The 21222-nt window shown below is 43.6% G+C and carries 18 protein-coding genes; 12 read left to right on the forward strand and 6 right to left on the reverse strand.

Going from position 1 to position 21222, the window contains the following annotated elements; all coding sequences use genetic code 11:
- Positions 1-60 precede the first annotated feature (60 nt).
- The 4 genes from CPC19_RS11645 to CPC19_RS11660 all read left to right on the forward strand — a co-directional run bounded on the left by CPC19_RS11645 (position 61) and on the right by CPC19_RS11660 (position 5720).
- Positions 61-1692, forward strand: a complete 1632-nt coding sequence (locus CPC19_RS11645) for a PAS domain-containing sensor histidine kinase (RefSeq protein WP_016391002.1) — start codon at positions 61-63, stop codon at positions 1690-1692.
- Positions 1693-1698: 6 nt separating this feature from the next.
- Positions 1699-3069: a sigma-54 dependent transcriptional regulator gene (locus CPC19_RS11650; RefSeq protein WP_016391003.1), complete on the forward strand. Its 1371-nt coding sequence runs from the start codon at positions 1699-1701 to the stop codon at positions 3067-3069.
- 195 nt (positions 3070-3264) lie between these two features.
- Entirely contained in the window at positions 3265-3747 is a 483-nt protein-coding gene (locus tag CPC19_RS11655) for a prepilin-type N-terminal cleavage/methylation domain-containing protein (protein ID WP_016391004.1), read from the forward strand.
- Between the two features lie 686 nt (positions 3748-4433).
- Complete coding sequence (locus CPC19_RS11660; protein WP_236610549.1) at positions 4434-5720, forward strand: lipopolysaccharide assembly protein LapB; 1287 nt, start codon at positions 4434-4436, stop codon at positions 5718-5720.
- 118 nt (positions 5721-5838) lie between these two features.
- Here the strand turns inward: CPC19_RS11660 and nadA are convergent, their stop codons facing one another.
- From nadA to CPC19_RS11675, 3 genes are all read right to left on the reverse strand, one after another.
- Positions 5839-6927, reverse strand: a complete 1089-nt coding sequence (gene nadA / locus CPC19_RS11665; protein WP_015005103.1) for a quinolinate synthase NadA — start codon at positions 6925-6927, stop codon at positions 5839-5841.
- 9 nt (positions 6928-6936) lie between these two features.
- A complete protein-coding gene (aspS, locus tag CPC19_RS11670; RefSeq protein ID WP_084709607.1) occupies positions 6937-8724 on the reverse strand; it encodes an aspartate--tRNA ligase in 1788 nt (595 codons plus the stop codon).
- Positions 8725-8806: 82 nt separating this feature from the next.
- Positions 8807-9043, reverse strand: a complete 237-nt coding sequence (locus tag CPC19_RS11675; RefSeq protein WP_015005101.1) for an FmdB family zinc ribbon protein — start codon at positions 9041-9043, stop codon at positions 8807-8809.
- A gap of 151 nt (positions 9044-9194) precedes the next feature.
- Here CPC19_RS11675 and pyrC point away from each other — a divergent pair, with 151 nt between their 5' ends.
- The gene (gene pyrC, locus CPC19_RS11680) at positions 9195-10226 is read left to right on the forward strand and encodes a dihydroorotase (RefSeq protein WP_016391007.1); all 1032 of its coding nucleotides are present in this window, start codon (positions 9195-9197) and stop codon (positions 10224-10226) included.
- A gap of 66 nt (positions 10227-10292) precedes the next feature.
- On the opposite strand, the gene CPC19_RS11685 is transcribed toward pyrC, so the two are convergent.
- Positions 10293-11027: a VacJ family lipoprotein gene (locus CPC19_RS11685; protein ID WP_236610550.1), complete on the reverse strand. Its 735-nt coding sequence runs from the start codon at positions 11025-11027 to the stop codon at positions 10293-10295.
- Between the two features lie 101 nt (positions 11028-11128).
- Here CPC19_RS11685 and rnt point away from each other — a divergent pair, with 101 nt between their 5' ends.
- Entirely contained in the window at positions 11129-11752 is a 624-nt protein-coding gene (gene rnt / locus CPC19_RS11690; RefSeq protein ID WP_015005098.1) for a ribonuclease T, read from the forward strand.
- Here the strand turns inward: rnt and grxD are convergent.
- A complete protein-coding gene (gene grxD, locus CPC19_RS11695; RefSeq protein WP_016391008.1) occupies positions 11739-12056 on the reverse strand; it encodes a Grx4 family monothiol glutaredoxin in 318 nt (105 codons plus the stop codon). The genes rnt and grxD overlap by 14 nt on opposite strands.
- Before the next feature lie 56 nt (positions 12057-12112).
- Positions 12113-13642, reverse strand: a complete 1530-nt coding sequence (locus tag CPC19_RS11700; RefSeq protein ID WP_016391009.1) for a hydantoinase B/oxoprolinase family protein — start codon at positions 13640-13642, stop codon at positions 12113-12115.
- 115 nt (positions 13643-13757) lie between these two features.
- On the opposite strand from CPC19_RS11700, the gene CPC19_RS11705 reads away from it, so the two are divergent.
- The 6 genes from CPC19_RS11705 (at position 13758) to argA (ending at position 21096) form a co-directional block, all read left to right on the forward strand.
- Positions 13758-14924, forward strand: coding sequence for an aspartate aminotransferase family protein (locus tag CPC19_RS11705; protein ID WP_015005095.1), 1167 nt, complete (start codon positions 13758-13760; stop codon positions 14922-14924).
- Between the two features lie 26 nt (positions 14925-14950).
- The gene (gene argF / locus CPC19_RS11710; RefSeq protein WP_015005094.1) at positions 14951-15856 is read left to right on the forward strand and encodes an ornithine carbamoyltransferase; all 906 of its coding nucleotides are present in this window, start codon (positions 14951-14953) and stop codon (positions 15854-15856) included.
- Between the two features lie 32 nt (positions 15857-15888).
- Positions 15889-16554, forward strand: coding sequence for a TIGR04211 family SH3 domain-containing protein (locus tag CPC19_RS11715; RefSeq protein WP_223253196.1), 666 nt, complete (start codon positions 15889-15891; stop codon positions 16552-16554).
- 25 nt (positions 16555-16579) lie between these two features.
- Positions 16580-18274 carry a dihydroxy-acid dehydratase gene (ilvD, locus tag CPC19_RS11720; protein WP_035851111.1) on the forward strand — a complete coding sequence of 565 codons (1695 nt, stop codon included), beginning with the start codon at positions 16580-16582 and terminating at the stop codon, positions 18272-18274.
- 59 nt (positions 18275-18333) lie between these two features.
- On the forward strand, positions 18334-19479 hold the full coding sequence (gene argE / locus CPC19_RS11725) for an acetylornithine deacetylase (protein ID WP_016391012.1): 1146 nt from the start codon (positions 18334-18336) through the stop codon (positions 19477-19479).
- 63 nt (positions 19480-19542) lie between these two features.
- Complete coding sequence (gene argA, locus CPC19_RS11730; RefSeq protein ID WP_016391013.1) at positions 19543-21096, forward strand: amino-acid N-acetyltransferase; 1554 nt, start codon at positions 19543-19545, stop codon at positions 21094-21096.
- Positions 21097-21222: the final 126 nt, after the last annotated feature.

Here is a 21222-nt window from a genome sequence, read left to right on the forward strand (position 1 = left end):
TAACCAGTCCATTCTAATAGATTTCACAATTTAATTCAGCCAGACACTTAAATTTACGCCATGCATTCTGCACCGAAACAAAGCGAATTCGTCAAAACATGTCCATTTGGGAGCGGTTTTTACCTGCCTGCTGAACAAGCCTGGCGAACGCTTAAAGTGTTCCATGCCTACCAATTAGTATTGTCTAGTGCATTTTTTACTTTATTTGCCAGTCACACTGGGCCTTCGATTTTTGGCCAAAGCAACCCGGGGCTCTTTCAAGCAGTTAGCCTGACTTATTTTGCACTCACCCTATTTAGCACTGTCTTTATTCGCAAACCGTATATTGCATACACGCGACAAGTACAGTTTAAAATTATTGCCGACATTATCTTCTTAACCTTTCTGATGCATGCTAGTGGCGGCATTACCAGTGGCTTAGGGGTTCTGCTCGCCGTCAGCGTTGCCGCTGGCGGTTTATTGGCTGGCGGGCAATGCACCTTAGTTTTTGCTGCGATCGCCACTTTCGCTGTGCTTGGCGAGCAATTGTATGCTGACCTCACCGGTATTTTTGCAAAAACCGCTTATACCTATGGCGGCGTGCTAAGCGCCTCTTTTTTCACTATTTCAATCCTTGCGTTAGTACTTGCAAAGCGCGTTGAAAAATCGGAGCAAATAGCCCAGCTACAAAGCCGAGAAATTGATGAACTTATTCATTTAAATGATTACATTATTAAACACCTTCAATCTGGCATCATCGTTGTTGACCACCACAATAAAGTACGCCTTGCTAATGATGCTGCCAAGACTCTCATTGAACACCCCATTACTATTGGCGCAGCCTTGTCAGACATATCGCCTGAGTGTTGGCAATTATTTACGCGCTGGTTAAGAGACCCTAACCAAAGCAGTGCCGATATTGCCGCAAGCGCCCACTCACCTCGAACTAAGCTGCGCTTCAGCCAATTACACAACCTTGCTGACAACGCCTACATCATTTTTTTGGATGACCTTTCAACCATTGAGCTACAGGTGCAACAAGAAAAACTCGCTTCGCTGGGTCGACTCACCGCGAGCATTGCACACGAAATTAGAAACCCTCTCGGTGCTATTAGCCATGCCGGCGAGTTATTATCCGAATCCACCTCTATTAAAAAAGAAGACCTACGACTACTCGATATTATCCATAACCATACCAATAGGGTGAACAGTATTGTAAAAAGCATACTCCAACTTTCACGACAAGAAGATAGCCGCATTGAAACTATCAAACTCGACAAGTGGATTGCCGATTTTGATAAAGAGTTTATGGAACAGTTCGGTTTGCAAACCTCCCCTATACAAATCAACATTGCCCAGAACGTTAAAACTATTCAATTTGACAATAACCATTTAAAACAAATTATCGACAACCTTTGTAGCAACGCTCTAAAATATGGCCAACTTGTCGACAAACAACAAATAATTTATATGCAGATAGGCATAAGTCCTATCAATCAACAGGTTTACATCTCAATCACTGATGCAGGTAAAGGCATGGACGAAACCACAGCAGAACAAATTTTTGAGCCCTTTTTTACAACATCCCCTTCAGGAACAGGGCTTGGGCTTTACATCTCCAGTCAACTAGCTGAGCTTAACCATGCTAAATTAAGTTACCAAGCCAACCCCAATGGTGGTAGTTGCTTCACCCTTTTATTTAAACATTCTTAACAGATAATGCCGCAAACACTCGCCCTTATTGTCGACGATGAACCAGACATTTTAGAGTTACTGGAAATCACCCTGTCTCGCATGGGCATCGCCAGTAAACCAGCACACGACCTTAGCGAAGCTAAGCTGCTTTTAAAGACCCACTCTTTTGATATTTGCCTAACCGACCTGCAATTACCAGACGGTAACGGCTTAGAGCTGGTTACGCACGTACAAACACACTACCCCAGCACACCCACCGCTGTTATTACCGCTTTTGGCAGTATGGAAGTTGCTATCAAAGCCCTCAAGCTGGGTGCCTTTGATTTTGTTTCCAAACCGGTTGACTTAAAAAGCTTAAAAAACCTTGTTAGCTCCGCCATAAAAATTAACGATACTGTTGAACCTGTTGATCGAAGAAGTCGCGATCAATTATTGGGAGACTCTGTAATGATGGCTAACGTACGAGCCAAAATTGCAAAGCTTGCTCGCAGCCAAGCACCCATCTATATCAGTGGTGAATCAGGTACCGGTAAAGAATTAGTTGCCAAGCTAATTCATGAAAAAGGCCCTCGGGCTAATCAAGCTTTTGTCCCCATTAACTGCGGCGCCATCCCCCATGAACTGATGGAAAGTGAGTTTTTTGGCCATAAAAAAGGCAGCTTTACCGGCGCTATCGCTGATAAAAAGGGGCTATTCCAACTTGCTCATGGTGGCACTTTATTTTTAGATGAGATCGCCGACCTCCCTCTACACATGCAAGTTAAATTATTACGGGCCATACAAGAAAAGTCCATCCGCCCCATAGGCAGTGATACTGAAACCGTGATCGACACCAGAATTTTGTGTGCCACCCATAAAAACTTAAGCGAACTCGTTGAAAAAGGGAGCTTTCGACAGGATTTATATTACCGGATTAATGTCATCGAACTCCCTTTGCCAGCTTTGCGCGAACGCAAGGAAGACATCCAGCAACTCGCCACTCATATTTTACAAAAATTAAATACCGAACATGGAAATACTACTATAAGCCTTAGTGAAAATGCGCTAAAAGCCCTAACAAAGTACCCCTTCCCTGGCAATGTACGCGAACTAGAAAATATACTCGAACGCGCATTTACCCTATGTGAAAATGGGCTTATTCACCAGGCAGATTTACAGCTGCCCGAAAACCCTCATAACATACCTAACTCAATCAATACCCCAGCGTCATCGCCCAATGCAAGTGACGAATCATCAGACGCACCATTGGAAGATTACCTTGGCACATTGGAAAAAGAAGCCATCGTCAATGCATTAGAAAAAACACGCTGGAACAAAACAGCCGCAGCAAAAGACCTAGGTATTACCTTTCGTGCCTTACGATACCGACTAAAAAAACTAGGCTTAGACACTTAAGCACAAAATGACCTTCAGCGTCACATTGTGACGTAAAACACTTTAGAAAGATGTAGACGAAAAATTAATAAACTATTTTAAACAAACAAAATCAATAGGTTATTAGTATAATTTAATAAATACAGATAAGCGGCACACAAAATGCTTTATACTTTTTGCAATATAAATTTATGACATATTAATAAGGATATCAACATGAAAAACCTACAAACAATAAAACATAACGCTCAAAAGGGCTTCACCCTGATCGAGCTCATGATCGTGGTTGCCATTATCGGTATTTTAGCTGCCTTGGCTATCCCTGCTTACCAAGACTACACTATTAAGTCTCGTGTAGGTGAGGGTGCTTCTCTTTCTGGCGCATTTAAAACAGCGATTGAAATCTATTGGAGTGAAAATGGAACTTTATCAGACACTGGAACCGGTTTAGGTGGAGACACATTGGGGCTCTCTTCTGTTTCCGCACAATATGTCTCGGATATCTCCGTTGAAGCAGGCCCAGTTCTTGAGGTAACATTAAGGGACTCAAGCAAACTAGGCACTGCTGCAGATACTTGTTTCCAATACGTGCCAACACACCCTGATGCAGGACGCAACCTAACATGGAGCGTTGAAGCCAACGCGTGCTCAGGCGGAGCTAGCGGTCCTGTTGCTTCCAAGTACTTACCACGAGACTAACGTTTAAATTTAAAAGCTAAAAAAGGCGGCGTTTATGCCGCCTTTTTTATATTTGCATGCCAAAACAACAAAAACTAAACATCCTTTTTATTTTTACGCTTTTTTGCCTGTTATTTTTTATTTATAAAAATGGCTTAAATGGCCCCTTCATATTTGACGACACATCAAACATCATTTCCAACTCTTTACTTAGGATAGACAATCTATCCTTTTATAGTCTATATAACAGTAGCTTATCAGGCTCTGCTGGCCCGCTAAAACGACCAGTTGCCGTTCTAAGTTTTGCTCTTAATTATTATTTTGCCGGCGGGTACGTTGCATCCATATTTAAGCTAACTAATATCATCATCCACTGCCTTAATGCGCTATTGGTTTATCTTCTGTGCTTTCAGTTATTTAAGCGAATCAACACCACACCTAACACAAACATAGCCTTTTTGTTTGCCAGTGGCGTTAGCCTATTATGGGCGCTGCACCCCATAAACTTAACCAGCGTGCTCTATGTCGTACAACGCATGACATCACTGAGCACCTTATTTAGTCTAGGCTGTATTATTCTCTACCTTTGTGCTCGTAACCGTTGGTTATCTCAAGGCTATACTTGGCGCGTAGGATGCTTATTTTTTGCTAGCTTGACGAGCTTGCTTCTCGCACTATTTAGCAAAGAGAATGCTGTTTTAACCCCCTTGATAATTATATTAATTGAACTGCTTCTCTACTTAAAAGAGAAACCTTGGTCAGTTATTAATCGACTAACTAAACAACAACAAAATTTGGGTTTAGTCGTTATTGGCAGCTTATTTATCGCCACTGTTTGGTGGGCTATTGATTATGCTTCTGGCGGCTTTAACAACCGCCCTTTTACTATGTTAGAGCGCGTTTTAACTGAGTCACGTGTTCTGTGTTTTTATCTTTCACTGATACTCATTCCTCGCATTAATGGCTTTGGTTTATTTCATGATGACATTGCATTGTCAACCTCGTTATTCACTCCGTGGACAACCATCACATCTATCATTTTTATCCTTGGCTTACTGGTCACAGCTTTTTATTATCGAAAAAAGAACCCGTTATTTGCCTTAGGCATTGGATGGTTTTTCATTGGGCATTTATTAGAGTCCACATTTTTTCCTTTAGAAATCGCTCATGAACACCGCAACAATTTACCGTCTATAGGCATCATCATTGCTGTTTTTTCCCTCATTCCTTTGGCCAAACTAGAAACCAAGAAAGTTATTATAAGCATTGTTTTTGTTGCCCTTATCTTAGGCAGCACCACCTGGCTTCGTTCAAAACAATGGGGGAACTATCAGTCATTGGCGTATTATGAAGCAAAACATCATCCAAACTCACCAGCTATACAGGCTTTGCTCAGTAATGCGGCGCACCAGGCTGGCGACATAGAAATTGCCACTGAAGCCATAAAAAAAGCAATGACTCTCGAGCCTAATGAAACCGCTTACGCACTGCATTATCAAAATATTTTAGCCATTCACGATCAGAAAATACCAAACGCCTTACAAGTTGAAACATTAAGACGGCTTGAACACAACAGGCTCACCCCGTCCACACAATTAGCCTTAGACCAAATAGCTGGGTGTTTAAAAAAGGAGGTTTGCGCACCTTTGCGTAAAAATTATCTCGAATGGATAAACGTCGTGATAAAAAAAGCACCCACGCACGCTGTTTACTATTACATGAAAGGTAAGGCCCAACGCGCTAGCGGAGATATATTAGGTGCTCTCAACACCTTTCAGCAAGCCTACGATATTAGCCCTAACTTTCTACACCCTTTATTTGAAATGGCAGATATTTTAATTCGCCTAAACCAACTCGAACATGCGGAGCAAGTTATTGGCTGGATTGACATTGCTAACGAAAAAACTCACCTTCGCAGAGATACTGAGTTAAAACAAATTAAGGATATACTCAATAAGATAAAGAAAGCAAAATCAAGAGAGCAGCCAACTTGATTTTTCGTCCACCTCACAAGACTGACGCTTCTTTTTAATAGCTAGAAAACTATACTAGGTTTATGTTTTAGTAGGCAGCCCTCTCTCGCAGGCCATAAATACTAAAGATAGTGACCCTCTAAAAAAGCGATAACATATTCTCTAGTGCTTTTTTAGCCATTTGCTTGTCATCATCATTGACTTGTATTTGATTAACTACAGTCCCTTCAGCTAAATTTTCCAACACCCATGCTAAGTGCTGAGGGTCTGTTCTAAACATGGTTGAACACATCGCAACGGTTGGAGACATAAAATGAACTTGCTTGCCTTGGTCTTTCACTTCTTCCTTAAGACGATTGACTAGGTTCAGCTCTGTTGCAATCAGCCATTGCGTATTCGCTTTACCTTCACGAACTGTTTTTAAAATAGCTTCGGTTGAGCCAACATAATCGGCTTTCTCACACACTTCAAAATTAGCTTCTGGGTGCGCCACAACAATTGCATTCGGGTTTTTCTTTTTAAAGTCATCAATCTGGTTGTCTTGAAACATTTGATGCACAGAACAAAACCCTTTCCAAAGAATCATCTTTGCATTTTCAATTTGTTCTTTTGTTAAGCCACCCATCGGTTGATTAAAATCCCAGACAACCATTTCTTCAAGTGGGATCCCCATGCGATAACCGGTATTTCTACCCAAGTGCTCATCGGGGAAAAATAATATTTTTTCACGCTTTTCGAAACACCACTCTAATACTTGCTGCGCGTTGGATGATGTACAAACAATGCCCTCATGCTGCCCACAAAAGGCCTTTAAGTCCGCGGCTGAATTAATGTAAGTAACGGGCGTTACTTGCTCATCTGCATTGATCAGAGTATTTAATTCTTTCCAACTACGCTCTACATTGGCACGGTTTGCCATATCTGCCATAGAGCAGCCAGCTGCTAGATCTGGTAACACTGTTATTTGTTCTGGGCGTGACAGTATATCTGACACCTCCGCCATAAAATGTACGCCACAAAACACAATATATTCTGCTTTAGACTCTGCTGCATACTTAGACAGCTTAAGTGAGTCACCACTTACATCGGCGTGTTTAAACACCTCATTACGCTGATAATGGTGGCCTAAAATGACACATCGCTCACCCAGTTTTTCTTTAGCTGCTTGAATGCGTTGATCACATTCTTCGTCGCTCAATAATGAATAATTTTGTATAGCAAGTGCCATCACAGATCCTTATTTTTCTTCAACCACAGGGGGTTTTCTTAAACGAATACCAAGCTCCTTTAACTGAGCATCACTAACCGTCGCCGGTGCAGATGTCAACGGGCACGCAGCTGTTTGTGTTTTAGGGAACGCCATTACGTCACGAATAGTCGATGCACCTGACATCAGCATCACCAAGCGATCTAAACCAAACGCCATACCGCCATGTGGAGGGCACCCATACTTTAAGGCATCCAACAGGAAGCCAAACTTTTCTTGTGATTCCACTGCGTCCATTCCTAGCAAATCAAATACCACTTGCTGCATTTCGGTTTTATGAATACGGATGGAACCACCACCTACTTCTGTGCCGTTCAACACGAGGTCATATGCTCTTGATAACGCTTTTCCCGTGTTTTCTTTCAACTCATCCGCACTGCATGATGGCGCTGTAAACGGGTGGTGTATGGCATTCCAGCGGTTTGATTTTTCATCCCAATCAAACATCGGGAAATCGACAACCCAAACGGGTTTCCAATCGCCTTCCAGTAACCCTTGGTCTTGACCGATTTTATCGCGTAACGCACCCAACGATTCATTAACAACTTTAGTTTTGTCCGCTCCAAAGAAAACAATGTCCCCTGTTTGCGCTTCTGTTCTTTGCATAATGCTTTCAACCACATCATCCGGCAAGAACTTCAAGATGGGAGACTGCAAGCCGTCAATGCCTGCCGCGCGGTCATTCACTTTTATATAGGCCAAACCTTTTGCACCATAAATGCTTACAAACTTGGTATAGCCATCAATATCTTTACGGCTTAACGAACTGCCTCCTGGTACTCGCAACGCGGCAACACGGCCATCTTCGCTATTAGCTGGACCTGAGAATACCTTAAATTCAACAGACGCCATTAAATCACCCACGTCTTTTAGCACTAATGGATTACGTAGGTCTGGACGATCTGTTCCGTAAACATCCATCGCGTCTGCATAAGTGATTTGAGGGAACTGCTGGGGCAATTCAACTTCGATCACTTCATTGAATAAACGGCGGATCATGCCCTCCATTAAACCCATGATTTCAGTTTCATCTAAAAACGAGGTTTCAATGTCCAACTGAGTAAACTCTGGCTGACGATCGGCACGTAAATCTTCATCACGGAAACAACGCACGACTTGATAGTAACGATCCATACCTGCAATCATTAACAGTTGCTTAAATAACTGTGGCGACTGCGGCAATGCAAAGAAGCTATTTTCATGCGTGCGGCTTGGCACTAAATAATCTCGCGCGCCTTCCGGTGTCGCTTTGGTTAAGAACGGTGTTTCAATTTCGTAGAAATTTTCATCTTCCAAGAAACGACGCAAATTTAGCGTCACATCGCGGCGCAAGCGAATTTTTTCCAACATTTCTGGGCGACGTAAATCGATATAACGGTAGCGTAACCTCGTTTCTTCGTTCACATCAATATCGCCATCCACTTGAATAGGCGTTGTTTCTGAACGATTTAGAATTTCTAAATCCAAACCAAGCAATTCGACTTTGCCCGTTCTCATTTTTTCGTTAACCGTGCCTTCTGGGCGAGGACGCACACGGCCTTTTAGCTTCAATACGTATTCACCACGGACACTTTCAGCAATAGCAAATGACTCGGCACGATCCGGGTCAAAGACCACTTGGACTATGCCTTCACGATCACGTAAGTCGATAAAAATAACCCCTCCATGATCTCGGCGACGATGGACCCACCCACAAATATCAACTTCTTGGTCTAAGTGGCTTTCATTAATATCGCCACAATAATGACTACGCATCATCTTTATTTCCTTACCGTTATGTTTTTTTGAGTAGCCTGACAGTTATCACGCTAGATATACCTTTTTCAGAAAAGGCCTGTAATTATTTAGTCTCGCTCGACTTTTTTGATGAGCCTTCTGCTAAATTCTTCTTTTTTCCACTTTTAAAGTCTGTTTCATACCAGCCGTCGCCTTTTAAACGAAAGCCTGAGGCTGACATAAGCTTGCTCAATGCATCTTCCCCACATTCAGGGCACTTTGTTAATGGCGCATCACTTATTTTACGCAATGCTTCACAACGATGCTTACATGCATCGCATTGGTATTCATATATAGGCATATTTCTTTCACTCCAAATACTGATCGGTTGTTCTTGTTATACGCTTGCACTAAACACAACTGGGTATTTTCAATGATTTACGAGGTCTATAGCAAGCAATGTATGTAAAATAAACGCACTTTTATAGCTTCATCGTGCGATTGATACAAATATGACGACTCAACTGACCATTACTAAACCAGACGATTGGCATTTACATTTACGCGACGGCCCCGCCCTCAACACAACGGTTGCTTTTAGTGCCCGGCAATTTCAACGAGCCATTGTGATGCCTAATTTGGCACAACCTATTGTTAGTGCTGAACGAGCCAGTGCTTATCGACAACGAATTTTAGACGCTTTACCAGAAAAAAGCAGCTTTCAACCATTGATGACGATCTACCTCACCAACGACACCTCGATCGAAGACATCAAACAGGCCAGCCAAAGTGACTATATTTTTGCAGCAAAACTATACCCCGCAGGCGCCACCACTAACTCATCTAACGGTGTCGCAGATGTATCTGCACTCTTTCCTGTGTTAGAAGAAATGCAAAAACATGATCTCCCGTTATTGGTCCATGCAGAGGTCACCGATACAGATATTGATATTTTTGACCGGGAAAAAGCCTTTATCGATAAATACCTTACCTCTATCAGAAATACATTTCCTGAGCTACGCATTGTTTTAGAACATGCCACAACGCAGCAGTCCGTTGATTTTGTACTTGAAAACAACTACACCGCCGCCACGTTGACACCACAACACCTCCTTTTCAACCGTAACGACTTATTAGCGGGCGGCATCCGTCCACACAATTACTGCCTACCCATCTTAAAACGTGAAACACATAGGCAAGCATTGATTAAAGCGGCCACCAGTGGCAACCCGAAATTCTTTTTAGGCACCGACAGCGCCCCCCACGCAACAACGGCTAAAGAAAACCAGTGCGGCTGCGCAGGTTGCTTTACTGCTTATGCCGCTATTGAGCTTTATGCAGAGGCCTTTGAGAAAGAAGGCGCTCTAAATAAGCTGGAGGGGTTCAGTAGTTTTTATGGGCCCGATTTTTATCGCTTACCAAGAAACAAACAGACGTTAACACTCAGCAAAGAAAGCTGGCAAGCACCGCCTAGCTATTCTTTTGGCACACAATCGTTAACGCCTTTTCGTCAGGAAACCCCTTTACAGTGGAAAATGAAATAACCTTTAGACTGTAGCTAAAGCAATAAAAAAAGCCCCGTTTAAACGGGGCTTTTTTGTGTACTCTAATTATTCGTCATCGAAAATATCTTCATCATCCAACGGAGGGTTTCCATCGTAAATTAAATAATTACGACGCTGGAAGTGCGCACTCCTTTCAAACTCATATGGGTCTAACGCAGCTTGGTCTGCAATTTTCTTTGCTCTAATCAAATCAGCGCGGGTATCTACACCTTTGAGCACCATCGTCGCCCACCTTGCATCAGAATCATCAATTTGCTGAATAGGGTCAACAAACGTATCTGCATAAATACCTAGCGTGTCACGCAACGTACTTGACCCTAAAATAGGCAGCACAACATATGGCCCTGTGCCTACGCCATAAGCCCCTAATGTTTGCCCAAAATCTTCATTGTTTTTTGGCATCCCCATGTCTGTAGCCATATCAACAAAACCAAGCACACCCACCGTTGTGTTAACGAGCACACGACCACCATCCGACAAGGCTTGATTAAACTTAAGCTGTAGAATGTCATTAACAAATACCACCACGTCATCTAAATTACTAAAGAAGTTCGTAATGCTTTGGTCGACAATATCAGGTGTTACATACTGGTAACCTTTTGCAACAGGCTCAAGAACATATTCATCTGCTTTTTGATTAAACTTGTACACCCCCCTATTCACAAACTCTAAAGGGTCATTTTCTTCTTGTGAGGTTAGCGATGCACAGCCGGACAATAAAGCCGCCATGGCAACAAACATACACACAATTCCTTTTCTAAACCACACCGATAATCTCATGAGAACTCTCTCTTAGTAATTTTTAATGCAACTTTATAAAGCCGCCAAAGGCTGCTTGACTTATTATAGCGAAATATTCCTAAATTGTTAGTCTAGAGAAAATGCTAAATTCTGATGTAAACACAATGGCCAATCGTTTTCGTAGTTATCTACCCGTCATCGTTGACCTTGAAACCGCCGGGTTTAATGCCACAACAGATGCTTTGCTTGAAATGGCAGTTGTCATTCCCGCTATGGACGAATCGGGGCAGCTTATTATTGAATCATCTCATCGTGAGCACATCATCCCCTTTGAAGGCGCTAACCTTGACCCTGCTGCATTAAAGTTCAACGGTATTGACCCGTATCACCCTTTCCGCCTAGCAATTGATGAAAAAGAAGCTCTTAGGAAGTTATTTGCCCCCGTAAGGGCAGCTGTAAAAGCACAACAATGCACCCGTGCTATTTTGGTTGGGCACAACCCTGCTTTTGATATTGGTTTTATGAATGCCGCGGTAGAACGCACACAAATCAAACGAAATCCTTTTCACCCTTTTAGCACATTTGATACGGCTACTTTAGGTGGGCTCGCATACGGCCAAACGGTATTAGCTAAGGCCGCCAAAGCCGCTGGCATGGACTGGGATAGTGAGCAAGCCCACTCGGCGCTATATGACGCCGAGCAAACCGCTATTTTATTTTGTAAGATCGTTAATCAATGGGATGCCTTTGCTAAGCAGCCTTAATTTTATCCAGCATAGTTTTCAGCTCTCCGCTTTCAAACATTTCAATCATAATATCAGCACCTCCGACTAATTCGCCGTTCGCATAAAGCTGAGGGAATGTTGGCCAGCTTGAATATTCTTTCAGGCCTTCGCGTATTTCGTCATCATCAAAAATATTAACGTAAGCAAATTCGACTTCACATGCTTGTAAAATTTGCACCGCCTTACTCGAAAAGCCACACTGTGGGAAATACGGCGTGCCTTTCATATACAATAAAACGGCGTGATTTTTTAGTTGATCTTCTATTCGTTCATTTACAGACATATCGACACCTTTTAAAAACAATTTCTTGAATTATACCCTGAATATTTAGAATAAGTCTAAACTCCATAGCCTCCACCGCCCGGTGTTTTAATTGCCAAGCAGTCACCCACATTAACATCCACGCTAACTTTTGCGGCTAAACGCGTTTCATTTAGCCAGTTTTCACCACACTTTCCTGCCTGCCCACCTAATACCCCCCATGGTTTATGCCTCCTTCGTTCTGTTAACAAAGTAATATGCGCCGGTTTCAAGAACTCTATTTCTCTAATCAACCCATCGCCACCTTTAGTTTTTCCTTCTCCACCCGAACCACTGCGGACCTGATAACGCTTAACCCTCAGAGGGTAATGCATCTCTAAAGACTCAATAGGCGTGTTTAGGGTATTGGTCATGTGTGTTTGCACCGCTGACAAACCATCAAACAGGGCGCCCCCGCCCATTCCACCACCAATCGTTTCATAGTAATTCCAACTAACACCCTCAGCTTTAGCGCCCATTGCCACATTATTCATGCTGCCGTGGCTAGCGGCCGGAAGCTCTTCTGGAACAGCCTGCGCTAACGCGCCGATCACCACATCCACCAATCGCGTGCTGGTTTCCACATTCCCAGCTGCCACGGCAGCAGGCTTTATCGCATTAATGAACGAACCGTGTTCCGCTATTATTTTAATTCGACGATAAACACCAAAGCACGCCGGAGTATTAACTGGCATTAAGCATCTGAAGACGTAGTAAACAGCCGCCGCCACTACTGATAAAGGACAATTGATATTACCTGTCACCTGGCTGGCTGTACCCGCAAAGTTAGCAATAACTTCGCTATTATTAATTGTTAAACTGAGTTTGATCTTGATATCTTTAGCACCTAGACCATCATCATCCATGACATCCTCAAAATGATAAACTCCGACTGGAATACGCTGTAATAATTGCAACATCAAACGATCACCATACTCATTAAGGTGTGTTAATGCCCGCTCATATTTCTCAGCACCCATGTCCTCCACAACAGACAATAATCTTTGCGCCCCTCGCTGGTTTGCACTGATTTGCGCATTAAAGTCTCCAGTGGATTCAATCGTATGACGTAATGCCTGCTTTATTTGTTCAAACTCCGCAGATACTTGGTAACCTCGCATAATCTTTGTCGGTGAAATAACCAACCCCTCTTCATCTAAATGCGTTGCCAATGGCATAGAACCTGGCGTCTCGGCACCTATATCGGCATGATGTGCACGATTAGCAACAAAACCAACTCGCCTCCCATTCATATATACAGGGCATACCAGCGTCACGTCAGGCAAATGCGTTCCACCTAAGTAAGGGTCATTAAGTGCCAGCATATCGCCAGGCTGCCAATCTACCTGCTCAACAATATCTTGCATTGCGTACGCCATACTGCCTAAATGAACGGGAATATGGGCAGCTTGCGCACACAATTGACCTTGCGCATCAAAAATAGCGCATGAAAAATCCAAACGATCTTTTATATTTGGCGAAAAGGCTGCCCTCTGTAAAACGGCCCCCATTTCATCGCAAATAGACTCAATTCGACTTGAAAAGATACTTAACTCAATGGCATCCATAGTTGATTAGTTGCTGATTTTCATATAGAGAATTATAATGATAGATCAACAAAATAGGCAGCCAGATTTGGCTGCCTTTGTTTTTGTACCATAATACAACTTGATAAGGTTCGTTATGCACCACCATATTATGCCAACTTACGCTTCAATGCCGGTTCGCTTTCTCAAAGGCGAAGGAGCTTGGCTGTGGGACGAAAACGGCAATAAATACCTTGATGCTCTATCAGGCATTGCTGTTTGTGGTTTAGGTCATGCTCACCCAGAAGTCGCTAGTGCCATCAGTGATCAAGCCCATACGCTAATGCACACCTCGAACCTTTATTATATTGATAAACAAGAAAAACTGGCTGACAAGCTTTGCGAGCTCACTGGCATGAATGATGTTTTTTTTGCTAATTCAGGTGCAGAAGCTAATGAAGCCGCTATTAAAATAGCCCGTCGCTTTGCTCACAGCAAAAATATCCAAAACCCTATTATCGTTACTATGGATAAAAGCTTTCACGGCCGTACATTAGCGACCCTAACAGCAACTGGTAATTTGGCAATAAAAGAGGGCTTCTCACCGCTTCCTGAGGGCTTTTATCATGCCCCATACAACGACATCAACGCTCTCGACACGCTTTCAAAACAGTTGCCCAATATCGTCGCTGTGCTTGTTGAACCCATCCAAGGTGAAAGTGGGGTTAACATTCCTAGCGCAGACTACCTTAATAAATTAAGTGACTTGTGCGAAAAGAATGACTGGCTACTTATGCTGGATGAAGTGCAAACTGGTGTTGGCCGCACCGGCAGCTTCTTAGCCAGCCAACAAAATGGCATCCAAGCCGACGTTGTTACAATGGCCAAGGCCTTAGGAAATGGCGTACCTATTGGTGCGTGCCTGACGTCTAAAAAAGCCACCGGCTTGCTCACTGCTGGCAGCCATGGCTCAACATTTGGTGGCAACCCACTCGCCTGCGCTGCTGCTTTAAAAGTTATTGAAATTGTAGAACGTGATCAACTCGCCAGCCGCGCCACCCAGCTAGGCACTCAAATGGCTGAAGCATTTAAGTTAAACCTAAAACACTGCGAGCACGTTGTAGAGATTAGGCAAAAAGGGCTAATGATTGGCATTGAGCTATCAACCCCGTGTTTGGACTTGGTCAATAAAGCGCTTGAAAAGAAGTTACTCATTAATGTAGCCGCCGGCAATACAGTGCGATTACTGCCGCCGCTCACTATTAGCGATGATGAAGCCGCACAAATAACCACATTGGTTAGCGACTTGATTATTGCCCACTAACCCATTCTTTCTGTAAAGTATCTATTATGGTGAAACCACGTCATTTTATTACCCTGAACGATTTAAGCGCCGACGAGTTACGCTCAATCATCCAGCGCGCTATCGAATTAAAAAAAATGCGTGTTGATGGCATTATTCATGAGCCCTTAAAGAATAAAGTTCTCGCGATGATTTTTGAAAAATCATCAACCCGCACTCGCATCTCATTTGAAACCGGCATGACGCAGTTCGGTGGTAGCGCATTATTTTTGTCCCCTCGCGACACACAACTAGGACGAGGCGAGCCCATTGCAGATTCTGCGCGTGTAATTTCCCGCATGGTAGACGGTATCATGTTACGTACCAACAACCACGAAACCGTGACTACATTTGCAAGCAACTCCAAAGTGCCTGTGATCAATGGCTTAACCGATCGTTTCCACCCTTGTCAGTTATTGGCCGATTTACAAACCTGGTTTGAATTACGTGGCGATATCAAAGGGAAACGTGTGTGCTGGGTTGGTGATGGAAACAATATGTGCCAATCATATATGAATGCGGCAAAATTACTCGACTTCCAACTCACTATTGCCTGCCCGGTCGGTTACGAACCAGAGCAAGCCTTACTTTCCGCCACGGCTAGTCATGTAGAACTTTTTCAAGATGCTAAACTAGCCGCCCGTGACGCTGACCTTGTTGTCACCGATGTTTGGGCCAGCATGGGGCAAGAAGAAGAGCAAAAAGTACGCGAGCAAGCCTTCAAAGAGTATCAAGTTAATTCAGCACTGATGTCTGTTGCCAAGCCTGATGCTTTATTTATGCATTGTTTACCTGCTCACCGTGGCGAAGAGGTTAGCCCAGAAGTGCTTGACGGAAAACAAAGTGTTGTTTGGGACGAAGCTGAAAATCGCTTGCATGCTCAAAAAGCACTACTAGAATTTTTAATGGAATAATGAATCCAATCCTTACATATAAAGGTCGTTTTGTGAAAAAAATACTATTGATACTCACTCTTTTAACAAGTACTGCCATCATGGCGCAACCCGCTTATGTCTCAGATGAGCTCGAAATCATGGTTCGCTCTGGCAAAAGCTCTAAGCACCGTATTATCGCCACACTAAAAAGCGGCAAAATGGTCAACGTGATCGAGACTGACCGACCATCCGGTTATTCAAAAATCAAACTAGGTAACTCGCGCGAAGGCTGGGTTTTATCACGGTTATTAAACAAAACCCCTTCAGCCAAATCTCGTTTAGCCAAGGCTGAAGCCGAGCTGGCAGCGCTTAAAACCAAGTTCAGCGATACCAGCCAACAATTGACTCAGCTGAGCTCAGAAAAAGGCAGCCTAGATACCGAAACCTCTGAGTTAAAAGAAATCAACACTGCATTATCACGTGAATTAGCACAATTAAAGGAAACCTCCAGTAATGCCGTGCAAATTCTTGAAGAACGTAACCAGCTTCAACAACGCGTCGTAACAATTGAACGCGAACTAGAAAGCCTGAAAAGAGAAAATGATATGCTGATAAATAGTGACGCGTTAGATTGGTTCCTAGTCGGCTCCGGCGTCTTACTACTTGGTATTATCCTTGGTTTTATACTTCCAAAAGTTAGTTGGCGTAAAAAATCATCTTGGCAATCTTCATTCTAATTAACCCAACTTATACGAGCACAATATGTCAGACAAAAAGAACGATAGCAGAAAATTTTCCTCCCAAGTAGTGGATGGTATGGAACGCGCACCGAGTCGTGCAATGCTTCATGCGGTTGGCTTTAATGATGAAGATTTCAAAAAACCACAAGTCGGCGTCGCCTCCACATGGGCAATGGTGACCCCGTGTAATATGCACATTAATGGCCTAGCCGATGACGCAGCCAAAGGCGTTAATGCAGCCGGTGGCAAAGGGGTTATTTTTAACACCATTACCATTTCTGATGGTATTTCAATGGGCACCGAAGGCATGAAGTACTCGCTGACGTCTCGTGAAGTGATCGCCGATTCGATTGAAACTGTAGTTGGCTGTCAAGGTTTTGATGGTGTTGTTGCTATTGGTGGTTGTGATAAAAACATGCCCGGTTGCATGATTGCATTAGCGCGTCTAAATCGCCCAGCTATTTTTGTTTACGGCGGTACTATTTTATCGGGCTGCCATAAACAACGTAAATTAGATGTCATCTCAGTTTTTGAGGCCGTAGGCGCTCGTGCAAATAACCAGATTGATGACGACGAATTGCACGCCATCGAATCAAAAGCGATTCCTGGTGCTGGCTCATGCGGAGGCATGTACACCGCAAACACCATGGCCTCTGCTATTGAAGCGATGGGCATGAGCTTGCCGAACAGTTCTGCTCAAGCAGCTATTTCAACGGATAAGAAAAAAGATTGTGAAGATGCCGGTAAAGCTGTTTTAAAATTACTAGAGCTCGACATCAAGCCTCGCGATATCATGACCCGTAAAGCCTTTGAAAACGCTATTACCGTTGTGATTGCCCTAGGCGGATCAACCAATGCTGTTCTTCACCTATTAGCAATGGCACATAGCGCCAACGTTGACCTTAAATTAAACGACTTTACCGAAATCGGTAAACGCGTGCCAATGGTCGCCGACTTAAAACCCAGTGGAAAATATTCCATGGGTGAACTAATTGAAATTGGTGGCATTCAACCATTAATGAAAATTCTCTTAGATGCTGGTTTATTGCATGGTGATTGTTTAACCGTTACCGGTAAAACGCTAGCTGAAAACTTAGCTGATGTTGCGCCTTACCCAGATGATCAAGATGTTATTCATTCGCTAGACAATGCCATCAAGAAAGACAGTCACCTCGTTGTCCTTCACGGTAACCTTGCCTCCGAAGGCGCTGTCGCTAAAATTACCGGCAAAGAAGGTCTTGGTTTTACAGGAACCGCTCGCGTCTTCGACTCTGAAGAAGATTCGATGGCCAGCATCCTTAGTGGATCCATCAAGGAAGGCGATGTTTTGGTTATTCGCTACGAAGGGCCTAAAGGCGGCCCCGGCATGAGAGAAATGTTAGCGCCAACATCAGCCATTATGGGCAGAGGACTGGGTGATAAAGTTGCCTTTATCACTGATGGCCGTTTTTCTGGTGGAACACATGGTTTTGTGGTGGGCCATATCACTCCCGAGGCGTTTCAAGGTGGGGCTATCGCTATTGTTGAAGATGGCGACACGATTACGATTGATAGCGTAAAAAATGAGTTACGTCTGCACCTAGACGATGAGGTCATTCAACAACGTCTTGCAAATTGGAAACAACCTAAACCGCGTTACACACGTGGCGTTCTTTCCAAATATGCAAAATTGGTCAGTTCAGCTTCAGAAGGCGCTGTGACTGATAAAACCAGCTAATTAGGATGATCCCACTCCTTTTTGGCTTGTACTCATAAGCCTTGATCACACCACTTAATATGCTTGACATGATGCGTGCCTTAATTGGCACGCCATCAGTCAGCAGCACTAATCAGTCGCTCGACCAGAGCAACCTTCCAGTTATTCACTTACTGGCCGATTGGTTAGAAAATCTTGGCTTCACTGTCTCAGTTGAACCGCTTTCAAACCACCCGGGAAAAGCCAATCTCATCGCCACCATCGGCCCTAACCACAAAGGTGCAGATGGCTTGGTCCTTTCCGGGCATACCGATACAGTGCCTTATGATGAACATCACTGGCAACAAGACCCCTTTAAACTTACCGAAAAAAACAACCATTTCTATGGCTTAGGCAGTACTGACATGAAGTCTTTTTTCGCGCTGGCCATCGATGTTGCTTCGCGCTTTAATCCTAAGGATTTCAAACGACCACTTACAATACTGGCCACTGCAGACGAAGAAAGTGCAATGACTGGGGCTCAAGCACTCACCAAAAAACAGTTCCATCATGCTAAGTATGCCATTATTGGCGAACCCACTGGGTTAACACCCATTCGCATGCATAAAGGTGTGATGATGGAGTCTCTTGTTGTTACCGGGCAAGCTGGCCACTCTAGCAACCCTAATTTAGGCGCTAGCGCCACCGAAGGGATGCATAAAGTCATCAACGAGTTATTAAAATGGCGTGATGACTTACAACGCAAACACCAAAACCCAAGTTTTGCTATAACCTCACCAACGATGAATATCGGATCTATACATGGTGGCGACAACCCCAACAGAATTTGCTCGCACTGCGAAACTCAAATAGATATCAGACCACTACCTGGCATGGATATCGACACGTTAAGGGCCGACCTGCAAAAACGTCTCAACAACATACTTTCTATCGACAGTAAACTGACGCTAGCTCATCGCCCTATTTTTGCTGGCGTACCGGCCTTTGAAACAGCCGCTAATGCAAAACTGACTCAAATGGTCGAGTCTCTGACTGGCAAAAAAGCCGAAGCAGTTGCCTTTGGCACAGAAGCACCTTTTCTTAATAGACTTGGCCTTGAGACCCTCGTCGTCGGACCAGGGAACATTGACCAGGCTCACCAAGCTAATGAATACATTCCTGCGGATCAAATAACGCCTTATTGCAACTTTATGCAAAAAATAATCTCTAATATTTGCATAAAATAGGCTTTTAATTGCAAAAAATTAATATTTTTTGCAATTAATGCAATAAAAATATAATATTCCCGCATGGAAGATGATGCAAATTTTATTATTCGGCAGTTTGGAGGCGTAAAGCAGCTAGCTAAGGCCATTAATAAAGACCCCGCCACTATTTACCGTTGGACTTACCCAAAAAGCAAGCATGGTACCGATGGGCGAGTGCCCTCTTCTGCCATGAAGAGCATTATCGACGCAGCCAACGAACTGAATATATCCCTCGAGCAAGGTAAACATAATCCCCTCCCTCGGTTTGGCAAAGGTGAGCCGATAGCCCCTCATCAATTTATTAATTGGTTTAGGAATACGGCCCCTTATATTCATGCCCATCGGGGGAAAACATTTGTCATAAACTTTAGCGGTGATGCTATCGATGACACATTATTCTCAACATTAATGGAGGATATTGCGTTACTTCATAGCTTAGGTATTCGTCTTATCCTAGTTCACGGTATCCGCACCCAGCTAGAGAAGAAACTACATGAACACCAGCACCCTAGCCGTGTTTTTCAACACCTTAGAGTCACAGATAAGCTAACCCTTGAATTAGCAAAAGAGGCCGCAGGAACAACACATACTAATATTGAAGCTAAGCTATCAACTCGTCTAGCCAATCTCGCCTCTTCTGGCTCGACCATTAATATTGCTTCTGGGAATTTTATCGTTGCAAAACCACTCGGTATTATTAATGGGGTTGACTACCAGTTTACAGGGGCTGTGCGCCGCGTTAATAACGAAACCATTTCTAAAACGCTGGATGCAGGCCAAATTGTTCTTATTTCACCCTTGGCGTATTCACCCGCCGGTGAGGTCTTTAATTTACGTAGTGAAGAAATAGCAACCGAAATAGCGACCGAAATAAAAGCTGATAAACTCATCATAATGACCGAGCGAGCGGAGATTCTCACCAAGAAAAACAAACTCATTCGCCAATTAACTACCGAGCAAGCACAAGCCCTATTAACGTCCTCTGACAATCAACAAGACGATGCTTACTTGCACTTGCAAGAAGCCATTCGCGCCAGCCAGTTAGGTGTAAAGCGAATTCACCTAATTGACCGAAATATTAATGGTGGGCTGCAATTAGAACTGTTTACTCGGCAAGGCTCAGGCACACTGATCAGCATTCAGCCCTTTGAAGACGCACGCCCCGCTACCATTAATGACCTCCATGGTATTATCGAACTTATTCGGCCCTTAGAAGAAAAAGGCCTTCTTGCCTACCGCCCTAGTGAAGCCATTGAAATGGATATTAATAAATTTCATGTGATTGAACAAGATGGCTTAATAACAACTTGCGCAGCCCTGTACGAATACCCCGATGAGCTGATGGGCGAGTTAGCTTGCGTAGCTGTTCACCCCGATTACCGCACTGGGGAACGGGGCGAATATTTATTGAGCATGATAGAGAATAAAGCTCGCAGCCATGGGTTAACCCACTTGTTTGTTCTCACAACACAAAGCAGCCATTGGTTCGCAGAAAAAGGGTTTTCTCCCGCCACCCTGAATGATTTACCGGCTGAGAAACGCCTCCGTTACAACCAAACTCGCCGCTCAATGGTGATGATTAAAAAAATCGCTTAAGGATCTATTCTTTCTCAGCGCAATTTTAAAATCAGCGGCTATACTTAGAGAAACTTTAAATTGTTCCAAAAGATTCTTGAAAAAAGCTAACGTTTTCTCATCTGCTCATTGCGAACCTTCGAGCAT

It is taken from the genome of Cycloclasticus sp. PY97N (genome assembly GCF_002443175.1).
Taxonomy (GTDB): Bacteria; Pseudomonadota; Gammaproteobacteria; order Methylococcales; family Cycloclasticaceae; genus Cycloclasticus; species Cycloclasticus pugetii.